The sequence below is a fragment of the Kitasatospora sp. GAS204B genome (assembly GCF_029892155.1).
Lineage (GTDB): Bacteria > Actinomycetota > Actinomycetes > Streptomycetales > Streptomycetaceae > Kitasatospora.
The window spans coordinates 1-20,359 of sequence record NZ_JARZAG010000051.1 but is presented as its reverse complement, the minus strand read 5'-3'; the positions used below and the strand labels follow the sequence as shown (position 1 = coordinate 20,359).

The 20,359-nt window shown below is 68.3% G+C and carries 17 protein-coding genes and 3 pseudogenes; 9 read left to right on the top strand and 11 right to left on the bottom strand.

Annotated features, from left to right (window positions below; translation table 11 throughout):
* Positions 1-109: 109 nt before the first annotated feature.
* Together istA and P3T41_RS35985 are read left to right on the top strand one after the other, a co-directional pair.
* A pseudogene (istA, locus tag P3T41_RS35990) lies at positions 110-1,728 on the top strand (IS21 family transposase).
* An 11-nt stretch (positions 1,729-1,739) separates the two neighbouring features.
* Positions 1,740-2,429, top strand: a complete 690-nt coding sequence (locus P3T41_RS35985; protein WP_280694871.1) for an ATP-binding protein — start codon at positions 1,740-1,742, stop codon at positions 2,427-2,429.
* Positions 2,430-2,523: 94 nt separating this feature from the next.
* Here the strand turns inward: P3T41_RS35985 and P3T41_RS35980 are convergent, their stop codons facing one another.
* Positions 2,524-3,291: an ABC transporter permease gene (locus P3T41_RS35980; protein WP_280694870.1), complete on the bottom strand. Its 768-nt coding sequence runs from the start codon at positions 3,289-3,291 to the stop codon at positions 2,524-2,526.
* Positions 3,292-3,312: 21 nt separating this feature from the next.
* Positions 3,313-4,218 carry an ABC transporter ATP-binding protein gene (locus tag P3T41_RS35975; RefSeq protein WP_280694869.1) on the bottom strand — a complete coding sequence of 302 codons (906 nt, stop codon included), beginning with the start codon at positions 4,216-4,218 and terminating at the stop codon, positions 3,313-3,315.
* 219 nt (positions 4,219-4,437) lie between these two features.
* On the opposite strand from P3T41_RS35975, the gene P3T41_RS35970 reads away from it, so the two are divergent.
* The 5 genes and pseudogenes from P3T41_RS35970 (at position 4,438) to P3T41_RS35950 (ending at position 10,378) form a co-directional block, all read left to right on the top strand.
* The gene (locus P3T41_RS35970) at positions 4,438-5,619 is read left to right on the top strand and encodes a histidine kinase (protein WP_280694868.1); all 1,182 of its coding nucleotides are present in this window, start codon (positions 4,438-4,440) and stop codon (positions 5,617-5,619) included.
* Positions 5,619-6,269 (top strand): response regulator transcription factor, encoded by a 651-nt coding sequence (locus P3T41_RS35965; protein WP_280694867.1) that lies wholly within the window; start codon positions 5,619-5,621, stop codon positions 6,267-6,269. Before P3T41_RS35970 ends, P3T41_RS35965 begins: the two co-directional genes overlap by 1 nt.
* A gap of 660 nt (positions 6,270-6,929) precedes the next feature.
* A pseudogene (locus tag P3T41_RS35960) lies at positions 6,930-7,774 on the top strand (IS5 family transposase).
* A 90-nt stretch (positions 7,775-7,864) separates the two neighbouring features.
* A complete protein-coding gene (locus tag P3T41_RS35955; RefSeq protein ID WP_280694866.1) occupies positions 7,865-8,674 on the top strand; it encodes a phosphotransferase in 810 nt (269 codons plus the stop codon).
* Positions 8,675-9,889: 1,215 nt separating this feature from the next.
* A complete protein-coding gene (locus tag P3T41_RS35950) occupies positions 9,890-10,378 on the top strand; it encodes a tetratricopeptide repeat protein (RefSeq protein ID WP_280694865.1) in 489 nt (162 codons plus the stop codon).
* A gap of 65 nt (positions 10,379-10,443) precedes the next feature.
* Here P3T41_RS35950 and P3T41_RS35945 read toward each other — a convergent pair whose 3' ends face one another.
* The 8 genes from P3T41_RS35945 to P3T41_RS35910 form a co-directional block, all read right to left on the bottom strand.
* Positions 10,444-10,683 (bottom strand): transposase, encoded by a 240-nt coding sequence (locus tag P3T41_RS35945; protein ID WP_280694864.1) that lies wholly within the window; start codon positions 10,681-10,683, stop codon positions 10,444-10,446.
* A gap of 408 nt (positions 10,684-11,091) precedes the next feature.
* A complete protein-coding gene (locus tag P3T41_RS35940) occupies positions 11,092-11,853 on the bottom strand; it encodes an aminoglycoside adenylyltransferase family protein (RefSeq protein WP_280694863.1) in 762 nt (253 codons plus the stop codon).
* Between the two features lie 4 nt (positions 11,854-11,857).
* Positions 11,858-12,424 (bottom strand): AAA family ATPase, encoded by a 567-nt coding sequence (locus P3T41_RS35935; protein WP_280694862.1) that lies wholly within the window; start codon positions 12,422-12,424, stop codon positions 11,858-11,860.
* A gap of 58 nt (positions 12,425-12,482) precedes the next feature.
* Positions 12,483-13,418 carry an aminoglycoside phosphotransferase family protein gene (locus tag P3T41_RS35930; RefSeq protein WP_280694861.1) on the bottom strand — a complete coding sequence of 312 codons (936 nt, stop codon included), beginning with the start codon at positions 13,416-13,418 and terminating at the stop codon, positions 12,483-12,485.
* A 183-nt stretch (positions 13,419-13,601) separates the two neighbouring features.
* Positions 13,602-14,879, bottom strand: a complete 1,278-nt coding sequence (locus tag P3T41_RS35925) for a GNAT family N-acetyltransferase (RefSeq protein ID WP_280694860.1) — start codon at positions 14,877-14,879, stop codon at positions 13,602-13,604.
* Positions 14,866-15,399, bottom strand: a complete 534-nt coding sequence (locus P3T41_RS35920) for a GNAT family protein (protein ID WP_280694859.1) — start codon at positions 15,397-15,399, stop codon at positions 14,866-14,868. Before P3T41_RS35920 ends, P3T41_RS35925 begins: the two co-directional genes overlap by 14 nt.
* Positions 15,400-16,375: 976 nt before the next feature.
* Positions 16,376-16,657, bottom strand: coding sequence for a hypothetical protein (locus P3T41_RS35915; protein ID WP_280694858.1), 282 nt, complete (start codon positions 16,655-16,657; stop codon positions 16,376-16,378).
* A gap of 787 nt (positions 16,658-17,444) precedes the next feature.
* Positions 17,445-18,404, bottom strand: coding sequence for a hypothetical protein (locus P3T41_RS35910; protein ID WP_280694857.1), 960 nt, complete (start codon positions 18,402-18,404; stop codon positions 17,445-17,447).
* Positions 18,405-19,062: 658 nt separating this feature from the next.
* Between P3T41_RS35910 and P3T41_RS35900 the strand changes: the two genes are divergently transcribed.
* A complete protein-coding gene (locus tag P3T41_RS35900; RefSeq protein ID WP_280694856.1) occupies positions 19,063-19,353 on the top strand; it encodes a hypothetical protein in 291 nt (96 codons plus the stop codon).
* Complete coding sequence (locus tag P3T41_RS35895; RefSeq protein WP_280694855.1) at positions 19,350-19,736, top strand: hypothetical protein; 387 nt, start codon at positions 19,350-19,352, stop codon at positions 19,734-19,736. The genes P3T41_RS35900 and P3T41_RS35895 overlap by 4 nt, the downstream gene beginning before the upstream one ends.
* A 254-nt stretch (positions 19,737-19,990) precedes the next feature.
* Here P3T41_RS35895 and P3T41_RS35890 read toward each other — a convergent pair.
* Positions 19,991-20,359 (bottom strand): annotated as a pseudogene (locus P3T41_RS35890) (hypothetical protein); the annotation flags it as partial.

The window sequence follows — 20,359 nt, the reverse complement described above, 5'->3', positions numbered from 1 at the left end:
GGGCGAAGTGTGCATTGATGAGTTTTGACTCCACTGGAGGGGTGGTGGTGGGAGTATGGGTAGTGCTATGGAATGTGAGGGGGCGTAAGCGCCCGGCTCCAAGGTCGAGTTGTATGCCGCGATCCGCAGGGACGCGCGGGACGAGGGGCTGTCCAGTCGCGCGCTGGCGTTGAAGTACTCGGTAGGCCGGCGCACGGTCGCCCTGGCGCTGGAGTCGGCGTGGCCTGCCCCGCGCAAGCAGTTGCCGCCGCGTAGGTCGCGTCTGGACCCGTACAAGCTGATCATCGACGGGATGCTCAGGGTTGACCTGGACGCGCCGCGTAAGCAGCGGCACACCGTCACCCGGGTGTTCCACCGGCTGCTGGACGAGTACGGCGCCGAAGAGGTGACCTACGCGATGGTCCGCGACTACGTCTTCGGCCGGCGCCGGGAGATCCGGGTCGAGGAGGGCCGCGGCCCTCCGACCTCGTTCATCCCGCAGGCCCACCGGCCGGGCGACGAGGCGGAGGTCGACTTCGGGGACGTGTGGATCAATCTGGCCGGCGTCCCGACCAAGTGCTACTTGTTCTCGCTGCGACTGTCGTTCTCCGGCCGCGCTGTCCACAAGATATTCGCTTCCTGCGGGCAGGAGCCGTTTCTGGAGGGCCATGTCCACGCGCTGAACGCGCTGGGCGGCGTCCCCCGGGGCAAGATCCGGTACGACAACCTGCGAGCGGCGGTCGCCCAGGTGCTGGGGCTGACCCGACGCCGGGTGGAGTCCGAGCGGTGGACCGCCTTCCGGTCGCACTATGCGATCACCAGTTTCTACTGCCACCCGGGTATCGAGGGCGCCCACGAGAAGGGCGGCGTGGAGGGGCAGATCGGCTGGTTCCGCAGAAACCACCTGGTCCCGGTCCCGCAGGTGGAGACCCTCGCGGAGCTCAACGCCCTGGTGGACCGCTGGGACCAGGAGGACGACGGGCGCCGCATCAGACTGCGTCCCCGGACGATCGGGGAGTACTTCGAGGCGGAGCGTCCGCTGCTGGCGCCGCTGCCCGGCGAGGCGTTCGAGACCGGCTACGTGTCCTCGGTGCGGGTGGACCGCTACGGGCAGGTCAGCGTGCGCACCAACCACTACTCGGTGCCGGTGCGGCTGATCGGCCAGATGGTGCGGACCGTGCTGCACGCCTCCGAACTGGTCGTCTACGACGGCCAGCGGGAAGTGGCCCGGCACGAGCGCCTGATCGCCAAGGGCGCCTCCCGCCTGGAACTGGACCACTACCTGGAGGCCCTGGTCCGCAAGCCCGGCGCGCTGCCCGGGGCCACCGCTCTGGACCAGGCCCGCTCGGCGGGAAAGTCACCCTGGTCCACGACGCCTGGTGGCAGGCGGCCTGCAAGGCCCACGGCGACGCGGAGGGCACCCGGGCGCTCATCTCGGTCCTGCTGCTGCACCGTCACATGCCCCACGACCACGTGGTCACCGGGATCGCGACCGCCCTGCGGGCCGGCGCCATGACCGCGGACGCGGTCGCGCTGGAGGGCCGCAAAGCCGCCGAAGCCGACACCGCCGAGCCCGCCTCGGCTTCGGAGCGCGCTGCGCGCGCGACGGTGCCCGGCGCGACGGTGACATCGCTCACCGAACGCGGACTCGCGGCGCTGCCACCCGACCCACGGCCGCTGCCCTCGGTGGCCGCCTACGACCAGCTGCTGCGCGTCCGCAGGCAGGTGGGCCAGATCGTCGTCCGTTAGGAAGAGGCACCATGACTGCCAAGCGCAACCGCGGACTGACCGAGCAGGCCGCTGATGCGGCCGTCGACCAGGCGTGCCGGATGCTCCGGCTGCCGACCATCCGCACCCGGTACCCCGAGGTGGCCAAGGACGCCGCCCAGGACCAGATGACCTACCGCGGATTCCTGGCTGAGCTTTTGATGCCCGAGTGCGACGACCGGGCCCGGCGCCGCTCCGAGCGCCGGATCAAGGCCGCCGGCTTCCCGCGCGACAAGTCGCTCCGCGCTTTCGACTTCGACGCCAACCCGGCCATCGACCCGGCCGCCATGCACGAGTACCGGGTCAAGTACGTTCTGGCGACCAAGCTCGTCAACGAGCTGGTCGAGGCGGCCGATGAGAAACTGCTGGCCAAGACCATCGCCCGCTACGGCCGCGTCGACCTTCTGTGTATCGACGAACTCGGCTATATGGAGCTTGACCGGCGTGGCGCGGAGCTGCTGTTCCAGGTTCTGACGGAGCGTGAGGAGAAGAACTCCGTGGCGATCGCCTCCAACGAATCCTTCGGAGGGTGGACCAAGACCTTCACCGATCCCCGGCTCTGCGCTGCCATAGTTGACCGGCTCACGTTCGGCGGCAACATCATCGAGACCGGCACCGACTCCTACCGCCTGGCCGTCACCAAGGCCCGCGCCGAGGCCGCGGCAGCGGCCGCGGCGAGCTGACCCGCCGCCCGGCCAGGCCGCCCGTCCGCCTGCGGCCTGGGCCCGCGCGCAGTGACTGACCGTTTACCGATCGTCACCCCGGTCCTCAACGGGCTCATGCTGCGCGCAGTCGTATAAAGGTGTAGGAGGCTGCCGCCGCGGCGGCGGTCCAGGCCGCGAGCGTGAGGTAGCCGGTCATGGCCATGGGGCTGGTGGCGATGGTGGCGTGCATGCCCGCGGTCAGCGGCAGGTAACCGGCGACGGAGCTGCCGAGCATCGGCAGGACGTACAGGAGGAAGACCGTGGCCATGGTGGCGATGGGGCTGCGCAGGAGGGCCCCGATGCAGAAGGCGAGCAGGCCTGCGGTGGCCAGGTAGAGAGCACCGCCGAGGACCGCCTGCAGGGTTGACCGTTCGGTCAGTGCTGGGTGGATCCCGGCGCTGGTGAGGATGACGCGTCCGAGGGCGAAGGACACGGTGGACGTGACCAGGCCGGCGACCAGGGTAAGGCTGGTGAAGGCGCCGGCTTTGGCGGTCAGCAGGCGTGTACGGGCGGGGGCGGCGATCAGTGAGGTACGGATCATGCCGCTGGCGTATTCGGAGGTGATGACCAGTGCCCCGGCGACGGTGAAGGCGATGACGCCCAGTTTCATGCCGAACTGCGTCAGATAGGTGGGGTCGCTCAGCGCGTCGGGGCTGTGGGTGTTGGACGCGGTCTGCTGGGCTCCCACGAGGACGGTGGCGACTACGCCCAGGAGCAGGGTGATCAGGACGGCGCGATGGGTGCGGATCTTGATCCATTCGCTGGCCAGGACGTCGCGGAACGCCTGGGAACGGGGCCGGAGGCCCAGGGCGTTGGTGGGTCGACTGGTCGTGGTGGTCACTTTTCTCAGGACTTTCTGTGCTCAGAGTGCGGCGGTGTGGCAGGTGTGGTGGCGTGTGAGTTCGAGGTAGGCCTCCTCGAGGCTGGAGCGGTGGGTGGCCAGCTCGTGCAGAGTGACTCCGTTTTCGGCGGCCAGAGTTGAGATGCGGCCCGGTTCGATGCCGGTGATCAGAAGCCGGCCCTGGGGACCGTGGTCGACGGTTGCGCCGGCCGTGGTGAGGAGAGGTGCGAGGCATGCGGGGTCGTCGCATCGCACCTGGACACCGGTCGCCGGGGAGCCGTCGATGAGTGCGCTCATCGATGTGTCGGCGATGAGGCGCCCACTGCCTACGACGACGAGATGGTCCGCGGTGTGCTCCATCTCGCTCATCAGGTGGCTGGACAGCAGCACGGTTCGGCCCTCCGCCGCCAGGGAACGCAGGAGGGTGCGGATCCAGATGATGCCCTCGGGGTCGAGGCCGTTGACCGGCTCGTCCAGCATGAGGACGGGCGGGTCGCCCAGCAGGGCAGCCGCGATCCCCAGACGCTGGCTCATCCCGAGCGAGAAGCCTGCGATCCGGCGCCGCGCGGCCTCCTCGAGTCCGACCTGTCGCAGGACCGCGCGGACGCGGACGCGGCCGATGCCGTTGGACCTCGCCAGGCACCACAGGTGGTCGAACGCGCTGCGGGCGCCGTATACGGCCTTGGCATCCAGCAGGATGCCGATACGCCGCAGTGGCGCCTTCAGATCCCTGTAGGAACTCCCGTCGACCCTGGCGGTTCCCGAGGTCGGTCGCTCCAGGCCTGCGATGAGGCGCATGGTGGTCGACTTCCCGGCGCCGTTCGGGCCCAGGAACCCGGTTACCACGCCGGGGCGCGCCTGAAACGACAGTTGGTCGACCACAGCCCTGCCGCCGTAGGACTTGGTCAGTTCGGATACCTCGATCACGGAAGGCCTCTCTTCTCATCCTTCGTGGTCGGACGGGACAGCCGTCCACCTCCTGCCAGCCTCGTCTGCCAGCACCGCTTAAGGCATCGGACGATCCGGTAATCCGCCCCCTAAAAAATGCTGCCCCCACCCCCGACGAAAGTTGAATGGATTTCACCCAGGTGATCTTGCGCGGTACGCTCACGATCACCCGCGCAACGCTCCCGTACTCTGGAATTCATGAACGCCCGGATCCGCGACACCTCCCCCAGCGATACCAAGGGAACAAGGATCGGCGAGGGGCTCCTCACAGCACTCGGGCTGGCGACGCTCGTATTCCAACTCGTCGATGTCGCTCTCGATCTGGGCAGCTACGACAGGACTATCCGGATCTTCCCGCCAGCGCCGTACCTACTGCTGGGCCTGTGCGCTGTGGCGACCGTACTCCGCCGCCGGTACCCGCTCCCGGCCGTCACGGCCGGCTGCGCGTGCTGGTACTTGCTCGGGAATCCGGCCGTGTTCGCTCTAGCCATCTACAGCCTGGGCCTTCGGTTCCCGGATTCACGTCGGCGCGCTGCGCCCCTCGTCGCAGCCGCGCTGGCGGGCGCGACCTATGTGATGGTTGCGCACGGTCCGCTGGTCAATTCGGCACTCCTGACGGTTTCGTGTGGTGCCCTTCCGCTGGCCATCGGTCTGTGGGTATCGGCTCGGCGCGGCCTGCTGGCCAGCCTGCGCCAACAGTTGGACCAGGCCAGACAGTCAGGGGCGCTCGAGGCCGCGGCAGCGCGTCTCACCGAGCGGTCCCGCATAGCAGGCGAGATGCACGACGTGCTGACACACCGGGTGAGCCTCATGGTGATCCATGCCGGAGCACTGGAAGTATCCGCCGCCGAGCCTGCCGTACTCGAGAGGGCCGCGTTGATCAGGGAGACCGGCCACCTGGCACTGAGCGAACTGCGCACGGTCCTCGGGCTCCTGCACGCCTCAGAGGACACCGCCCTTGCGCCACAGCCAACGCTGGAGCAGCTAGACGACCTTATCCAGTCCTCCCGCCTGGCAGGCACCGAGATCCGACTCGTCATCAAGGGCACCCCCATCGACCTGCCTACCGTCGTGGAGCGGACCGCCTACCGGATCGTTCAGGAAGCCCTGACAAACATCCACAAGCACGCCCCCGCCGCCAGCGCGACCGTAGAGCTACGCTACGGCGGCTCTCAACTGCACGTCAGCGTGCGCAACACACCCTCCGACACACCGCCAGCCACGCGCTTCCCCCGCAGCGGACACGGACTGGTCGGGCTGCGCGAACGAGTCACAGTCCTCGGCGGCACCCTGAGCACGGGCCCCGATCAGGACGGCGGTTTCCTCCTCACCGCCACTCTTCCAGCCACCAACGACCCCCAAGCCCTGAAGGGCCGATAATGATCAAAGTCCTGATAGCCGACGATGAGTCCCTCGTCCGAGCCGGCCTACGCGCGATCCTCACCTCCGACCCCAACATCGAAGTGGTAGCCGAAGCAAGGAACGGAGCCGAAGCCGTCAACCAGGCACGCACCCTGCGCCCCGACGTGGTCCTCATGGACATCCGGATGCCCGGAACGGACGGTCTGACAGCCACCGAGGAGATCAGCAGGTGGCAGGACGCCCCGCAGGTACTGGTGTTAACCGCCTTCAACCGCGATGAGCACATCTACACCGCGCTGCGGAACGGGGCGGCGGGCTTCCTCCTAAAAGACACCCCGCCGCGCGATCTGACCGCCGCGGTCCACACCGTCGCTGACGGCAACGCCGTCCTCGCTCCCAGCATCACCAGACGTATGATCAGCCACTTCAACCAGGGTGCCGACAGCAGACTGCACGCCCAACGCAAGCTGGCCGCGCTCACCCCCAGGGAGCGCGAGGTACTGGCTGCCCTCGCTGAGGCCCAGTCCAACGCGCAGATAGCCCTTTCGCTCCACCTCAGCGAAGCGACCGTCAAAGCCCACGTCAGCCAGATCATGGCCAAACTGAACGCCGCCAACCGCGTCCAGGCCGCCATCATCGCCCACCAGGCCAAGACGCCAAGCTCCTGAACATCCTGAGTCGGAATGTCTACTCGCCGCCGCCCACGGCCACCTCCATCTGTCTGGTCAAGCGGCGGATACACGCCGATGAGCCTGTCACCGGTCACGTTTACATCGACCTCGGCAAGCCGTGGATGACGCGCTCCAAGCACAGGCAGTAGCACCGGCTGGCAGTCCGGGGCCCCTCACCCGGCCTGTCTGGTACCGGATGACAAAGTCGGCTATTGCAGCCTCGAAGTAACTCTGCGTAGTGAATGGCTGAAGCCGGAGCTTCCACCAGCAGCTCCTGGGTCTTTGGAGGAGCCGCCACTACCCTGAGGCCGTCGAGATCGGGTTCGTTCTCGCCCCTGGGCACCACTCGTAGCCGTGACAGTGGAGTCACTTCCCACATTCAGATCTTGCCCCGGACGCCCCTGAGCGGAGTCAGAACTGACCTACCACTGGAGTCAGTTGTCACTGACGTAGCCACACCGAGCTCACCCGCATCATCCGGCTGATCAGCGCGACCGTGTCCCCGCACGCTGCCCTGTTCCCCGACGACGAGTACGTCCAGCTGGTCCTGCAACAGCTCGGCGGAGTCCGGGCGTCCCTGCACATCCTGGCCCGCGAGGGCCGAAGCCGCTGATTGATCATCCTGATCCCGACTCGGCCGAAGGAGGTGGCGTCCGGATGCGAGAGCGCCGCTACCGCTCGGACACCACCGACGCCGAGTGGGCCTGCTGGAGCCCCTGCTGCCCGTCCCGGCCTGCCGTACTTCCCTCGGCGGTCGCCCCGAGGCCCACCCGCGGCGCGAGATCGTGGATGCGATCTTGTACATCGTCGACAACGGCGCGAAGTGACGATCCCTGCCGGCGGATTTCCCGCCCCCGTGGCGGACCGTGTTCGGGTCCTTCGCCCGCTGGGCCAAGGACGGCACCCTGCCCAGGATCATCGACCTGCTGCGGCAGCGGATCCGGTCACGCACGGGCCGCAGCCCCCAGCCGGTGGCCCTGGTCGTCGACAGCCAGTCGGTAAAGGCCGCCGACACAGTGCCCCGGGCGACGAGCGGCTACGGTCCGGCGAAGAAGATCACTGGAAGGAAGCGGCATCTGGCCGTGGACCTGGGCGGCCTGCTGGTGGATCTGCTGGTCACCCCGGCCGACGTGTCCGACCGCGAGGGCGGCCGCCGGCTCCTGGCCCGCCTGCGCGCCGCCCATCCGGAAATCACCATCGTCTGGGCCGACTCCGCCTACGCCGGCGAACTCGTCGACTGGGCAGAGAAAGCACCTCCGCATCACTCTCAAGATCGTCAGACGGCCGCCCGATGCCCAGGGCTTCATCGTCCTGCCCCGCAGGTGGGTCGTGGAACGCAGTCGGCGTGGTTCATGCGGGCCCGCCGCAACTGCCGCGACTACGAGAGACTCCCCGCCCACGCCGAGGCCCACCTGCAATGGAGCGCGATCACGCCGATGCGTCGGCATCTGGCCCGCACCGCCGGAGCTCCGGCACAGCCCGTGGTCGCACTCGCCGTGTAGGCCGGAATCCGAGACGATGCGAAAGCGCGTGCGAAATCAGGGCACTTCGGGCAGCATCGGGAGGACTGTGCTCTCTGCCTCGGAGGATTCGTGACGAACCCGGTTCCTGCTCCTGACCCCGACGAAATTCTACTGACGGGCGGCGGCGGGGCGGTGGTCAGCCGGCGCGGTGACGTCGTCCTGCGCGAGGCCTCCCCATGGTCGGGATCGATGCAGGCGCTGCTGAGGCATCTCGAGGCCGTCGGCTTCGCGGGCGCGCCGCGGGTGGTGGGGACGGGGTTCGACGCATCGGGCCGGGAGAGCGTGACGTTCGTGGAAGGCGGCTTCGTCCACCCCGGTCCGTGGGAGGACGAAGCCGCGCACGACCTGGGGACACTCCTGCGGGACCTGCACGACGCCACTGCCTCGTTCCGCCCGCCCGAGGCAGTCGTGTGGCGGCCCTGGCACGGACGCTCCCTCGGCGGTGCGGCGCGTGTCATCGGCCACTGCGACACCGGGCCGTGGAACATCGTCGCCCGGCACGGCCGGCCCGTGGCGTTGATCGACTGGGAGTACTGCGGCCCGGTGGATCCCCTGGTCGAGCTGGCCCAGCTGTGCTGGCTCAACGCGCAACTGCACGACGACGACGTGGCTGAGCGCGTCGGCCTGCCACCGGCCGGCACCCGTGCCCGCCAGCTGCGTGCGATCGTCGACGGCTACGGCCTGTCCGCCCACCAGCGCCGGGGCTTCCTCGACACCGCCATCGAAGTGGCCGTACAAGACGCCGCCGACCAGGCGCGCCAGGCTGGCATCACTCCTGAGAACACGGATGCCGAAGCGCTATGGGGAATCACCTGGCGACTGCGCTCGGCGGCCTGGATGATGCGCAACCGCGACCTTCTGGAGCAAGTCCTGCGCTGAAGTCCACTCTCTTCGCCCAGCGGCCAGGACGAGTCCCGCCCAAGGGTTTCGGGTGCCGTTCGGATCACCGTCACCGTGACGCCGATTCGAACGGCACCCGAAACCGAACTACTCGCCTGAAGCACCTGACCTGGCATTACAGGTTCAGACACACGGTCTCAGGACTCAAATCGCCGCCCGCCCCCGACGCTGAACGGGTTGCACCGCAGGTCACAGGCCTAACGCAATGGTGCTGCCATCAACCTCCAGTCTGCTGGGCGCACGAGAAAACCTCAGTGCTGGAGAGGCCCCCTCCGAGTAGCCGGGGGAGGCGGCAGGGGGCGCTGACGCGGCCGCTCACCGGACGGTAGCCCATTGGGGTTCGACGGGGCGCCTTGTTGCACGACGGGAGCTGGGTCGCCCAGCCTGGTTGCACTCAACCTCTCCCTCGGCGCCACGGGCTCAGTTGAGGCGGTGAGACCTCCGGTGACAGAGTTTCCGATTACGTTCCAAGCCTTGGACCAGATCTCGGCTGAATTCTGCAAGACATATCGAGTTTCGGCTATCATCATAACCTGCGGAATCAAGAATGTTTTGGCGATATGATTCGCTATCGAATCGCCATGCTCCTCGCTGAGTTTCTCGACCTCGGAAGCAACATTCTGCACCCCCTCCGGGTCGGGAGAAAATCCGAGCTTCCCGTACCACGGCCTCACCTTCGGATCGGCGTTTACGAGGGATATGGTATCGCCCGATGCTCCATTTATCCCTCCCTGCTCGGTGGCCGATTGCGCTAGGACCCACATTGCGGCAGAGCCGATGCCCAATCCTCGAGCCTCTTTAGGGTTGACTTCTATGAGGCCAAGGGATCTGCGCCCTGCAGAATCGAATCCGTATGACATTTCCCCTTCGACAGCTCCAGTAGCATTTCCCTGACCATCGACGGAAGTGATTGAAATTTTGGATTTTCCATCGTCTGCAAAGTGGACCCTAAGCCCAGTCCGCTGATTCTCGAAAAGCCATTCCATGAGATTCCTTCTTCTCGTGATTCCACTTCCGCAGTTTACTGATTTTGGCTGGCCTGCGCTCGGGGCCAAGATATCCGCTTCGAGAGCCGCGAGGATCGGTCGATACCGCGATCCGTATACCGAACCTCGAAACCCGCCGGGTCCGTTGAGCTCGCCACCGAAGCGCTGACACGCGCCCTGCGGCCAAGTAGACCGTCGAACCGGATCCTTGCTCCTGATCACTGCGGCCCGAGCCCACGCTGCGTGTGGCAACGGACCTACCGCCGCTGCCCTGATCCTCGCTGCACAGGACGCGCTTCTCACCGGAACCGACAGCATTCCCAGCTATGTCGCCGCAGCCGGACCGGTCGCTGCGGTTATCGCCTCCCACACCGGCCGGACACTGACCGAGATGGCGGACCATGCAGCCGCGGAGCGGCACTACCGAACGGCGCTGCAAGGGCGCGTCCCGGGCACCTACCACCGCGTTCGCGGCCTCACCCTCGCGAACATCGCCAAAGCAGCCACCGCCCAGAACCGGCACGAGGAAGCCGTTGGCTTGTGGCGCGAGAGCGTGGACCTCATGGACGGCGTCGCCTCCCGGCCCAACCGCAAGGAGCTGGACACGATGCGCTCAGCGCTGGGGCTCTACGTCCGCCGAGGCATCCCCGGTGCCCGAGAACTGGCCCAACGCGCAGCGGCTATTACCACTGCATGAGCGCACGTACTGCGCCAGCCCTGCGCTAGCGGTGGGACTCTGTCGGGGATCTTGGATGGTCGAGGTCAGGTGCCGAGGGTGCGCCAGGACTTCGATTGGGGAATCGCCTGCAGGTCCAGGAAGTCCTGGAAGGCGGTCGGCGGTCTCGGTGGAGAGGATTTCTCGGCCTCTGACCGGCTGCTGAGTCGTTCGATGTTCACGGCGATGGCCGTGAGTACGTGTTGCAGGTGGGCTTTGGGCTGTCCTCGGTAGCGGCAGTGGCGCATGCCGTGTCCGTGGGCGAACTCGTTGATGGTGCCCTCCACTCCGGAGCGGACCGCGTAGCGAGCCTTCCATACGGGTGTTGCTGCTCGGTGCGGACGTGGACCTGCAGGTAGCGACATTCCCGCGGTGGAAAGCCCGTGTTCCGGGCGCTCTCACGGGAGTTGGTGCACCGGGGGTGGTCCACCCCGCGTGCAGCCACGATCAAAGAGGTGGTGTCCCGCACATCCTGCCCGTCGGCCAGGTCGAACCCGGTGACGCTGCCCCCGTGTTCGTACAGCATCCTCACCGCTGCGGTGCCGACCATCCCACGCTGACCTGTGACCAAGACGTCCATGGTGTCCATCCCACGTGACCGGGCGCTGGCTCAGCAACCCGATATGTCCATGTCTGCCGTCGTGGCTCAGCGTGCCATTCGCCAACGATGAGCGAGTGAGCATCCGGGGTGCAGTTCACGCCTGTTGGCGCAGGTGGTCGATGTGAGTGACCACGTCGTCCACATACGGGCGCAGCTGGGCCTTCAGCCCCTCGCTCCAGGCCTCGTCCTGATAGTGGCAGCTGAGGTAGAGGTTTCGAGCGTGCTCCAGGACGGGGTGGTGCTCCGGGGGTAGGTGGGCGATGGCCCAGTCGGCGGCGACGTCCTTGGTTGTGATCTCGCCCGTGGCGAGAGTGGTCCAAATGCGGGCGAGGGTCAGCAGGACGTTGCGGGTGTCGTCGTCCAGGTCGGTCAGGAGTTCGGGGATTGCATCAACGCTCGCCTGGACGAGGTCGGCGTGCGGCACCGGGTCCAGGAGTTCGGCGGGAGGAGGCCCGGTCAAGGGGTGGTTGCCTGCAAGGACCACGGTGAGGACCACAGCCAGGTCTGGCATCGGTCCGGGTCGCGGAGACCCGCCTGTCTGGAATTCGTCGCGCAGCCACTCGCCGTAGAGGAAGTCTCCGGTCGGCGGGAACCGCCAGGGGCGGACCTCGGACTGGACGACGAGGGTGAGTTCAACCGGTCGGACAGTGGGCGTGAGGCTGGAGATCTCCAGCAAGCCCTCGACAAGCGCCCGCCGCTCCCAGTCGTCGAGACTGCGCCGTGTGACGGCCAGGACGTCCAGGTCGCTGGCCGGGGCGAGGCCCCCGAGCACGGCGGAGCCGTGGAGATACGTCCCCAGGAGCTCCGGCCCCACGATGTCGCGGACGAGCCCGACGGTCTGCTCAAGTTGATCCATCACATCAGTGTCGCGGTGTCGTCCACGGGGCGAGTCGCGAGATCGCCGCGCTTACCGTAGTGATGCGCTGGTCCAGGTAGTCGGCGGGGACGTCGATCAGCTCGTAGCCGAACGCGCGGTAGCTGTCCTCGTGGATCCGCTCGAACCGCAGGGAGTCCTGGAAGCTGATCCGGCGGGCAGCGGTGGGTTCGCAGAACCCCAGATTGCGGACGAAGAACACCTGCCGCTCGTAGATCCCCTCGCCGGTGATCCGCTCCAGTTCAGCGGCCAGCGCCCGGGAAACCAGCCGACCGCTGTAACGGGCCAGCGCATGGACACAGACTGGCGAGCGATCGAACACCTGAATGCCACCGGTCGCGGTGGACGCCTGCTCCTGCCGCTGTCGTTGCAGGGCGACGATCTCATCGACGAAGGACGCGCGTGTCCACGGTTGGTCCTCGCCCCGTGCCTGTGCCCGTGCGATGACCGCGGTCGCCGCCTCCTCGACGACGTCATAGCCGAGCTCGGCCAGACCCCGCAGGATCGACGTCTTACCCGCGCCCGGTGTACCGGTGAGGATGTACCGGCTCATGAACGAAACCGTTTCTGGTCGGGGCGGGCCCGTGGTGTCGGGCCCGCCGGGTGGTCGGTCATGCACCGAGCAGGTCGGCCAGCACCCGGGCCTCCCGTATCACGCCTGCCGCGCCGGGCATGTCCCCTTCCGCGAGCACCGACAGTGCCGTCTCTACACGGCGGGCGATGCCCCAGGCCTGGAGCCGTCCGGCGTCCTCGCCGGTCGCGTCGGCCACCAGCGCGAAGCGGTCGGCGAGCACGCGGTGCGGGTCGGCATGTGCGAACGGGTCGTCGATCTCCTCCAGCAGCGGCCACGGGTCGTAGCCCGGGTCGCCGATCATGGGCTTGGCGTCGATGGCCAGCCAGGGCCTGCGGGAGGCGGCGACCACGTTGCCCGAGTTGAAGTCGCCGTGCACGACGACCTCCCGGGTGGCCGTGGCGGGGAGCTCGCGCAGCAGCCGGATGCCGTGCGCCACCAGGCTGGGATCGAAGCCCGGCCGCAGCCGATCCATGCGCTCTTGTGCCAGGTCGGCCCACTCGGCGGTGACGTCGCCGAGCTGTTCCAGACAGGTCTGCGCAGGGACCGGTGTCTGCCACAGCTCGCGCAGGATCTCGGTGCCCAGCAGCAGGCGCCGCTGGGCGGCGAGATCGTGGGCCGTGCCCAGCGGATGGCCCGGGTCACACCGTTCCAGCAGGAGCGCCTGGTGTTCGCGATCGTCCCGCAGGATGTACACCGCGCCGTTGCCGTCCCACAGCCGTAGGGCCTCGGCCTCGCCGGCGGCCTCCCGGTGCGGCCAGCTCACCTTCAGCACGACCGGCGTCCCATCGGGCAGGTGTGCGGGTGCGACCCAGGAGCAGCTTCCGCCGTGGAACGGCGCCTCCAGGCGCAGTGACCATCGTGACCGCAGGTCCGCCACGATGGCCGGTAGCCGGGCCAGCCACGCCCGGCCCGATTCGGTCCCACCGAGCGTGGTGACGACGGGCAGCGTCGAGGGGAACAGCTCGGCGGTCACCGGCCGGCCTCCTCGAAATTCAGCGCGCCTGCTGCCCGCTCGTCCGGATCGGCGGGCAGGGTGCCAGTAGTCGGGTGCTGCTGCTGGTGCATCAGGTGCCACTCCAGGCGGTCGTGTTCGCTGTCTCGGGCTACCGATGCTCGGCGGCACGGCAATGTTGTCGTCCCCGTTTCCGCCGGCGGGTCAGAAACCGATGGCGTTGTGGGGAGCCTGGGGGTGGGTGAGCATGACGGTGGCCCGGTCGATAGCTCCAGTGGTGTGCTCGTGGACGAGGCCGGCGGCGGCGATCGGGCCGATCGGGGTTCCGCCCAGGTAGATGGAGCCGAGAGTCGACGCGTCGAGCGACAGGTCGGCCCCGTCGCCGGCGGGCGCGCGCTCGCAGTGGGCGCCGCTCGGGCCGCCGTCCAGCCGCCAACGGCCCTGGTTCCACGGGCAGAAGGAGTCGGAGACCTCGATGACCATGGATCCTTCCACCTGGTAGGTGCGGTTCGCCAGGGCCGCGGGCACGTCGACCAGGCGGACCCACAGGTCGTCGCTCTGCCGGGTGACGCGTAGGGCGCGCGGGTCGGTGAGCTGCCAGCGGAACGCCTCGTCGACCGGCCGCTTGCCTGCGATCACGCGCTTGGTCAGGTCCAGGCTGGTCAGGAAGGACCACAGGTCGGTGTAGGCGGTATCCGACGTCGCCTCCAGCCAGTCGACCTCGACGGTGCCAGCGGTGGCCGGGTCCGGGGACCAGGGCGTGCGGTAGTTGGCCGCACCGTCGACGGTACCGGCGTCGTTGTAGTGAAGGACGAACTGGCGGTCCCCGTCGGCTTTCTCGTCCCATAGTCCGTGGTGGGCGCTGACCTCGCCGATCCGGGTTGCGCGGACCCGGTCGTGCAGCACCGGCCACACGGCCTTGGCCATCCGCGCGTCCACCAGCTCGATACGCCCCCGAGCCTCCCGTGGACGGGTCGGCTCGGCCTTGCTGGTGTCGAGCTCCCAGCGGGCTTGGTAGGTGGCCGGGCCGAAGCCGTACCGGCCGTAGATGCCGCCCTCGGCCGCGCTCAGGGTGGCCAGCGCCTCGCCCCGCTGGCGGCAGTCGTCCAGCAGCGCGCGCATCATGGCGCGCAGCAGTCCCCGGCGCCGGTGGGTCGGCAGCACGCCGACAGCGGTCACCCCGCCCATTGGCACCGGTCCGGTGCCGGGGACGGTGACCTGCAGCGAGAGCATCTGGGAGGTGCCGACCAGCCTGCCGTCGACGAACGCGGCCCGGGTGCGGTCCACGTCGCGCAACTCGGCGGCGGCCGCGACCAGTTCGTCATGGCCGGCGGGTGCGCCGAACGGGGGCGCGACGCCGACGCCCGAATGCCACGCCGCGGGTTCCGGCTCCCAACTGGGTGTTCCCGCGTAGGCCGGCACGATGCGCAGGAAATCCAACGCCTCGTCAGGAGCGATGGGGCGGATCTCAACAGTCACCATGTCCGCCCTCTCGATCGCCCGCGAGGTCGTCGGCAAGGAGGTCGAGCAGGAGCGCGTCGCGCCATTGTCCGGCGTCGTCCTTCCCGTACTGACGGAGTACACCGACACGTCGGAAGCCGACCTTCTCGTAGCAGCTGATGGCGGCGGTATTGTCGGTGGCGGGGTCGATCGTCACCCGGTGGTGTCCAGCGGGGCCGAGCAGCCAATCGACCAGGGTGCGCAGGGCGTCGCTTCCGTACCCGTGGCGGTGATAGTCGGGGTGGAGGAACATGTCGATCGTGGCGTAGGGGCAGACCGGCGAGTCCTCCTCCCACCACTGGATCATTCCCACCATCGCGCCGTCGGCCACGATCGCGAGGTGCCGGTGGTCCAGCCGGGCGAGATCCCCCTCGACATCCAGCCACCCGTTCCTCGTCCACCACCGAGCCACCTCATCGCGCTCCAAGGCAGCGCGGAAGTCAGGTGCGTCACCGGGCGTCGCGCGACGCAGAACCACTGAGCCACCGTCGAGAAGATCCATACCGGGCATAGTTTCATCGGCGTGACAAAAGCCCGCATAAATAAGCTCGACTTAAGGGATGAACACGGCATATCTGCCCACAAAGGCGTCAATGTGCACGAGATCAGCTGCCCTTGGGCAGCCTCCCTACCAGCTCACGGGTACCCCGATCACAGCGCATCAAAGAGTGACAGCAACACCGGCGCTCGCTTCCGTTTCCGCAGGTCGGCCCTGTCACGCCACGCAGCCCCAATTCCCAGCGTGGGCCGGGCAGCCGTGAGTCACGGCGCGACCGGATCGCTGAGGACCTCGGCCAGGACGCGGCCGTGGAAACCATCGGACTCCGGGCCGGGGAGTGCGGCGATGGTGACCAGTGACTTCCACAAGGCCCAGCCGCGGGCCCGCCGCCAGACATCGTCAGGGAGACCGACGGCTTGGCGGAGGGCCTGCCGGTGACTCTGGTGCGGAGCGGACCCGCCGCGACGACGGAGGAGCCGCCCGGTCATCAGTCCAGCGACTCGCCAGCCAGGCACGGCCCGTCCCGGTACGGAGGCGGTCACCGCCCTGGAGGGCGCCACGGCGGTCAGCGGCGGGTCTCCGGCAGGGCCTGGACGCAGGTCGTCGCCTCGCTCCACGAGACGACCCCCGAAGCAGACCCGTGCGTCTGGCCCCGGGGAACAACGGACGGCCGTTGGTGGTGAGCTGGATGGACTTCACCCCACGAGAGGGCCGGGCGCTTCGTCATCGCTGCTGCCGATCGGGGTAGATCACCACGGGGCAGCAGGGTGGCTTTCACGGTGCTGCCGGTGGCATCGGTCGGCGGGTCGATGGCTGGCGGCCGGTCTTCCGGCCTCTCCACCTCCCAGTGGGCCGTGAGCGGTCCGGCATGCGACCGGTGCTCAGTGCTCGGCCCCATGCGGGAGGCCGCTTCTGTGAGCCGTCGGTTCCCCTGGTGCGGATTGGAGCACCATGCCGGTGGGGGAGGGGGATTGGTGGGTCAGCGTGCGTCGCTCTGGTCGATGAGGAACTGGAGCTCGTCGAAGACCTGGAGCACGACGACGACCAGGACGTGGTCGGCGACCATGAACTCGACCACCACACCCGGCGCTGCGTAGGCCTTCCGCAGGTGTTCGTCCGAGCCGATCGGTGCGGTGGCCGTCTTGTGGTAGGGGTCGCGGGCCAGCACACCGAGCGCACGCTCCAGCAGGTCGCGGCGATCAGCCGGCAGAGCGTCGATCGTCGCCCTGGCCTCTACGGTGTACTGCACGCGGTACGTCATGCCCGCCACCATAGCTGCGGCGGCACCGGCTGCGGGAGGGTAGGCCCGCGTAGGTCGTGCGCCCCGGGCATCGGCGCATGTGCTCGCCGCTGACCACTGAACGTGGTGTGTCGTCATCGTCTTCGGCACGGGATCCGTAGCCGTGTGCCATCCAGGGCGGACTCGCGCCCGCGCCTCCGGTCAGCGATCAAGGTGAGCATCCCCTCGGACCGTAGCGGCCCGGGGAAGGGAAAGTGCGTCACGCTCGCCAGCGGCCGGGCCAGCGACACGGGCCGGGCCTGCGGTGTTACCACCGGCAGTAGCAGGCCGGTCGGGATGCTCTGGACGGTCACACCTCCTCCCCAAGTGCGGTTATGGTGCGCCCTGTTGGGGACCGGTAGCTGTGTTCGCAGCCTTCGGTCACCCTGGGGTCGTGCGGTGCGGGCGGTGTCAGATCAGGCCGTAGGCCGGCGCGGTCAGCGGGTCGGCGCTTTGGAGTCCCGTCGCCTGGGCCGGTCTGCGTCCGCACGGCGTCGCGCAGGCGGACCGGGTTCGCTCCGAGCTTCAGGACCGCCGCGTCCACCAGGGCCTGGACCAGCAATGCACGGTCACCTTCCGGCGAGCCAGGGCTTCCAGCGCGGTGATCCTCAGCGTCGACGGCTACTCGGCGGCGGCCTCCAGCCTCCGGATCCAGCGCGCTTCATCGTGCCGTGCGCGGGGGGATCCTTGGGCTGCGCCGGCCTGTTCGGCCGTTCGTATCCGGAAGTTCGGCGCCTCCCACGGCGCTGCGGTGGGAGCCCCGGTGGCCTCAACTGATAGCCGCCAACTTGGGGGGAGCGCTGGGCAGCGCCGTCTTGGCGGCCAGCAGGGCGGTGCGAGCACGTGTGGCGCCCGCAGAAGTTGCTGGAGCTCCGCCGCCAACCGCGATGGTCGGTGTGCCGAGGCCGGCGCAGGCTCTGCAGATGCCTGGTTGTGGCACGGGGTCGTGGCACTTGCCGCACTCGGCGTATCGGGCTGCTGCGGGCTGCTCAGGGGCGTGGGCGGGCGGCATCTTGTGCTGCAGACGGTACCCGAGGACCGCTGTCGCGGATTGCACCGTTGTGGGAAGGCCGAGCAGCAGGGCCTGGGCCAGGTCTCCAGGAGTGCTGCCGCGCTCCAGCCACTGGGCGACCAGCGGTGCCAGTCCGAGCGCCTCGGCCTCGCCCAGGCGCAGGCGCGGCTCCGGTCGGATCACCCGGAACAGGGTCGCTACCGCCTCGCGGAGTTGCTTGTCCGGCGCCACCTGCGGCTGTTGGACGAGATCGTGGCTTTCCTCCCGCCCGTTGGGCGCGTTCGCCGCCTCGATGCCGGCCGACGGCTGGTCGGCCTGCTCGGCGGGGAGGGTGGGTTCTTGGTACCGGCTCTTTACAGGAGGGGCGTCAGCTGCGCCGGTCGTCGCCTTACCGGGGGCCGGATGGGGGACACCCGGCACCGAGAGCTGCGGGGTGTCGTAGACGTGGGCTTCGCTGCGGATCGTTCCGTCGGGCATGCGGATCTTCTCGACCCGGTAGAAGCCGGCGTCGGTCAGTTCCTTCAGGGCCTTGCGGATCGCCGCCCGGCCTTGGGGGCTGGTGTCGGCCATGTGTCGACCGTCCTCGCGCCAGCCGTCGGGCCGTGAGAGGAGGTCCGCGAGCAGGCCGCGGGCGGTGTAGCTCAGCCGCCGCCACTGGAGCATGCTATTGGGCAGCACGGTGAAGTTACGCGCGTGGGCGCTACGATGTACACGCATCGGGAGTTTCAGCTCCTGAAGCCGGACCCCGGGGTGTTCCACCACCGCCGGGGTCGCCTATTTTCTGTTTGGATCACGGAACTTACCACGTGATCGTGCGGATGACCGACGACGTGGGCGAGCGACCTCGAGCACAGTTCACATCCGATCAGATCAGTTCTCCGAACGATGGTTTGTGTGGGATGCAGTCCACTTCTGCCATGTGAGTTGAGTCTGGGGCAGTCGTCAGGGCCTCGTCCGCGAGCTGGCGGATGCGTCAGCAGAGGGCGGCGAGTCTTCGTGCCGTCCGTCGACCGGGGCGGTGGGCCAGGTCGAAGACTGGTGTGGGGTCGGCGAGCTGGAGGCGGACGGTCAGGCGGGCGAGGTTACCCGTCAGGTCCCGGGCCTGGACTCCGTGCTGGTCGCCGTGGCGGAGTGGACGGTTCGCTGGAATGGCCATTGCCGCCGAACACGGTGGCGTGAAGGTCGTCGCTGTAGAGCCGGAGAACTGCCGAGTCCTCAATGCCGCGCTCGAAGCGGGCGGGGTGGGACCGGCGCCCAAGGCGAAGAGGAACCCGGCCCTCAGAGTAACGTCCTGCTCAGCACAGTCACCCTCACGTCCGGCTGAAGGCCCTATCGAGCTTTCTACTTTCCTCTACCGCTGCGCTACTCTGCTGGCATGGGCGATTCCACGATCAAAGTCCCCGATACCACCCGTGATCACCTCGCTGCTCTAGCGAAGGAACGGGGGATGACCATCGGCGGCCTGGTCACCGCCCTTGCCGAGCAGCAGCCCACCGCCGAGCAGCTCGCCGCCCGCGTGATCGAGGGTCGCCGCGTCATGCGTGAGCACATGAACTGCGCGGTGACCGATGAGGAGTTCGACAGCGCGCCGGACGTCCTCAGCCGTGTCTACGAGATCGCCGCCGAGAAGTCCGTAGCCAGCATCAAGAAGGGCCGCGCGGCGTGATCGTCCTTGACTCAGGCGCGGTCAGGGCTCTCTCGAAAGGTCATCGCGGGCTGCAGCTCCTCGTAGACAAGGCCAACGCCTCGCCGTTCACTCATCTGGTTGTGCCGGTGCTGTGCCTACTGGCAGCGGAGGATGAGGGCGCAGGTCTGCACGTGCTGTCGCTGCCGGCGGTCGAGGTTGAGCCTCTTGACTCGATGGCTGCGGTCACCGTGGCCACGATCGTGCGTGACGGCATCGGGAGCCAGGACACCGCCCATGCCCTGTATGCGGCGCTACCGACCGGTTCCCGGGGAGCGATGCATTTGATCCTCACCGCGAGGGAAGACGACTATCCGCCGGGCACCGTCACTGTCGACATCAATGACGATCGCTTGCTCGGGTGACGTGCCGCGGCGCCGGGCCGGCAGGCGACACGGTCACATAACGACCGCTCCTCGAACGGCCCTCGCAGCCCCGGAGCCTCTCGGCTTCGGGGCTGCGTCGTACCCGCCGCTGAGTCGGCGCGCCTTGTCGCCGCGGGTCGTCGGGTCGTCTTTCCGGCGGACTTCGTGGCCACCGATTTGTCCAGTGTGGTGCTCAGCTCCGGGGGAGCGCCCGCCAAGGTCGCCTATGGCTCGGGGGCTGTCTGGAGTCGCGGTCAGGTCGAGGTGGTGGGTGCCTGCGTGTGTAGCCAGGCGTCGACTGGGTCGGCGGGGCTGAGGATGGGGGTGAAGACGCGTGTGAAGGGGCCGTGTTCGTGTAGTTGGTGGAGGGTGGTGGCGCCGGTGCGGATGGGTGTGGTGGTCAGGAGTGGGTCGGTGTGGGCGAGGCTGCGTAGGTCGGCGATGCGTCGGTGGAGGCGGGTGGGTTCGGCGTTGGTGAAGACGAGCAGGAGGCGGGGGTAGGCGGGGTAGCGGTGGCGCCAGGCCGGTACGGCAGCCGTGCCGCGGGTGGGGGTGCGGTTGGCGCGGGGGCCGGGGGGCTGGGGCGTGTACTGGTGGTAGCGGGCGTAGGCGTGGAGTTTGTG

Excerpts from the sequence above, each read along its gene's own strand:
- P3T41_RS35965 (WP_280694867.1), top strand. The coding sequence starts at position 5,619 with ATGATCAAAGTCCTGATAGCCGACGATGAGTCCCTCGTCCGAGCCGGC.
- P3T41_RS35970 (WP_280694868.1), top strand. The coding sequence starts at position 4,438 with ATGAACGCCCGGATCCGCGACACCTCCCCCAGCGATACCAAGGGAACA.
- P3T41_RS35935 (WP_280694862.1), bottom strand. The coding sequence starts at position 12,424 with ATGAGCCGGTACATCCTCACCGGTACACCGGGCGCGGGTAAGACGTCG.
- P3T41_RS35900 (WP_280694856.1), top strand. The coding sequence starts at position 19,063 with ATGGGCGATTCCACGATCAAAGTCCCCGATACCACCCGTGATCACCTC.
- P3T41_RS35940 (WP_280694863.1), bottom strand. The coding sequence starts at position 11,853 with ATGGATCAACTTGAGCAGACCGTCGGGCTCGTCCGCGACATCGTGGGG.
- P3T41_RS35985 (WP_280694871.1), top strand. The coding sequence starts at position 1,740 with ATGACTGCCAAGCGCAACCGCGGACTGACCGAGCAGGCCGCTGATGCG.
- P3T41_RS35910 (WP_280694857.1), bottom strand. The coding sequence starts at position 18,404 with ATGCGTGTACATCGTAGCGCCCACGCGCGTAACTTCACCGTGCTGCCC.
- P3T41_RS35915 (WP_280694858.1), bottom strand. The coding sequence starts at position 16,657 with ATGACGTACCGCGTGCAGTACACCGTAGAGGCCAGGGCGACGATCGAC.
- P3T41_RS35920 (WP_280694859.1), bottom strand. The coding sequence starts at position 15,399 with ATGGATCTTCTCGACGGTGGCTCAGTGGTTCTGCGTCGCGCGACGCCC.
- P3T41_RS35925 (WP_280694860.1), bottom strand. The coding sequence starts at position 14,879 with ATGGTGACTGTTGAGATCCGCCCCATCGCTCCTGACGAGGCGTTGGAT.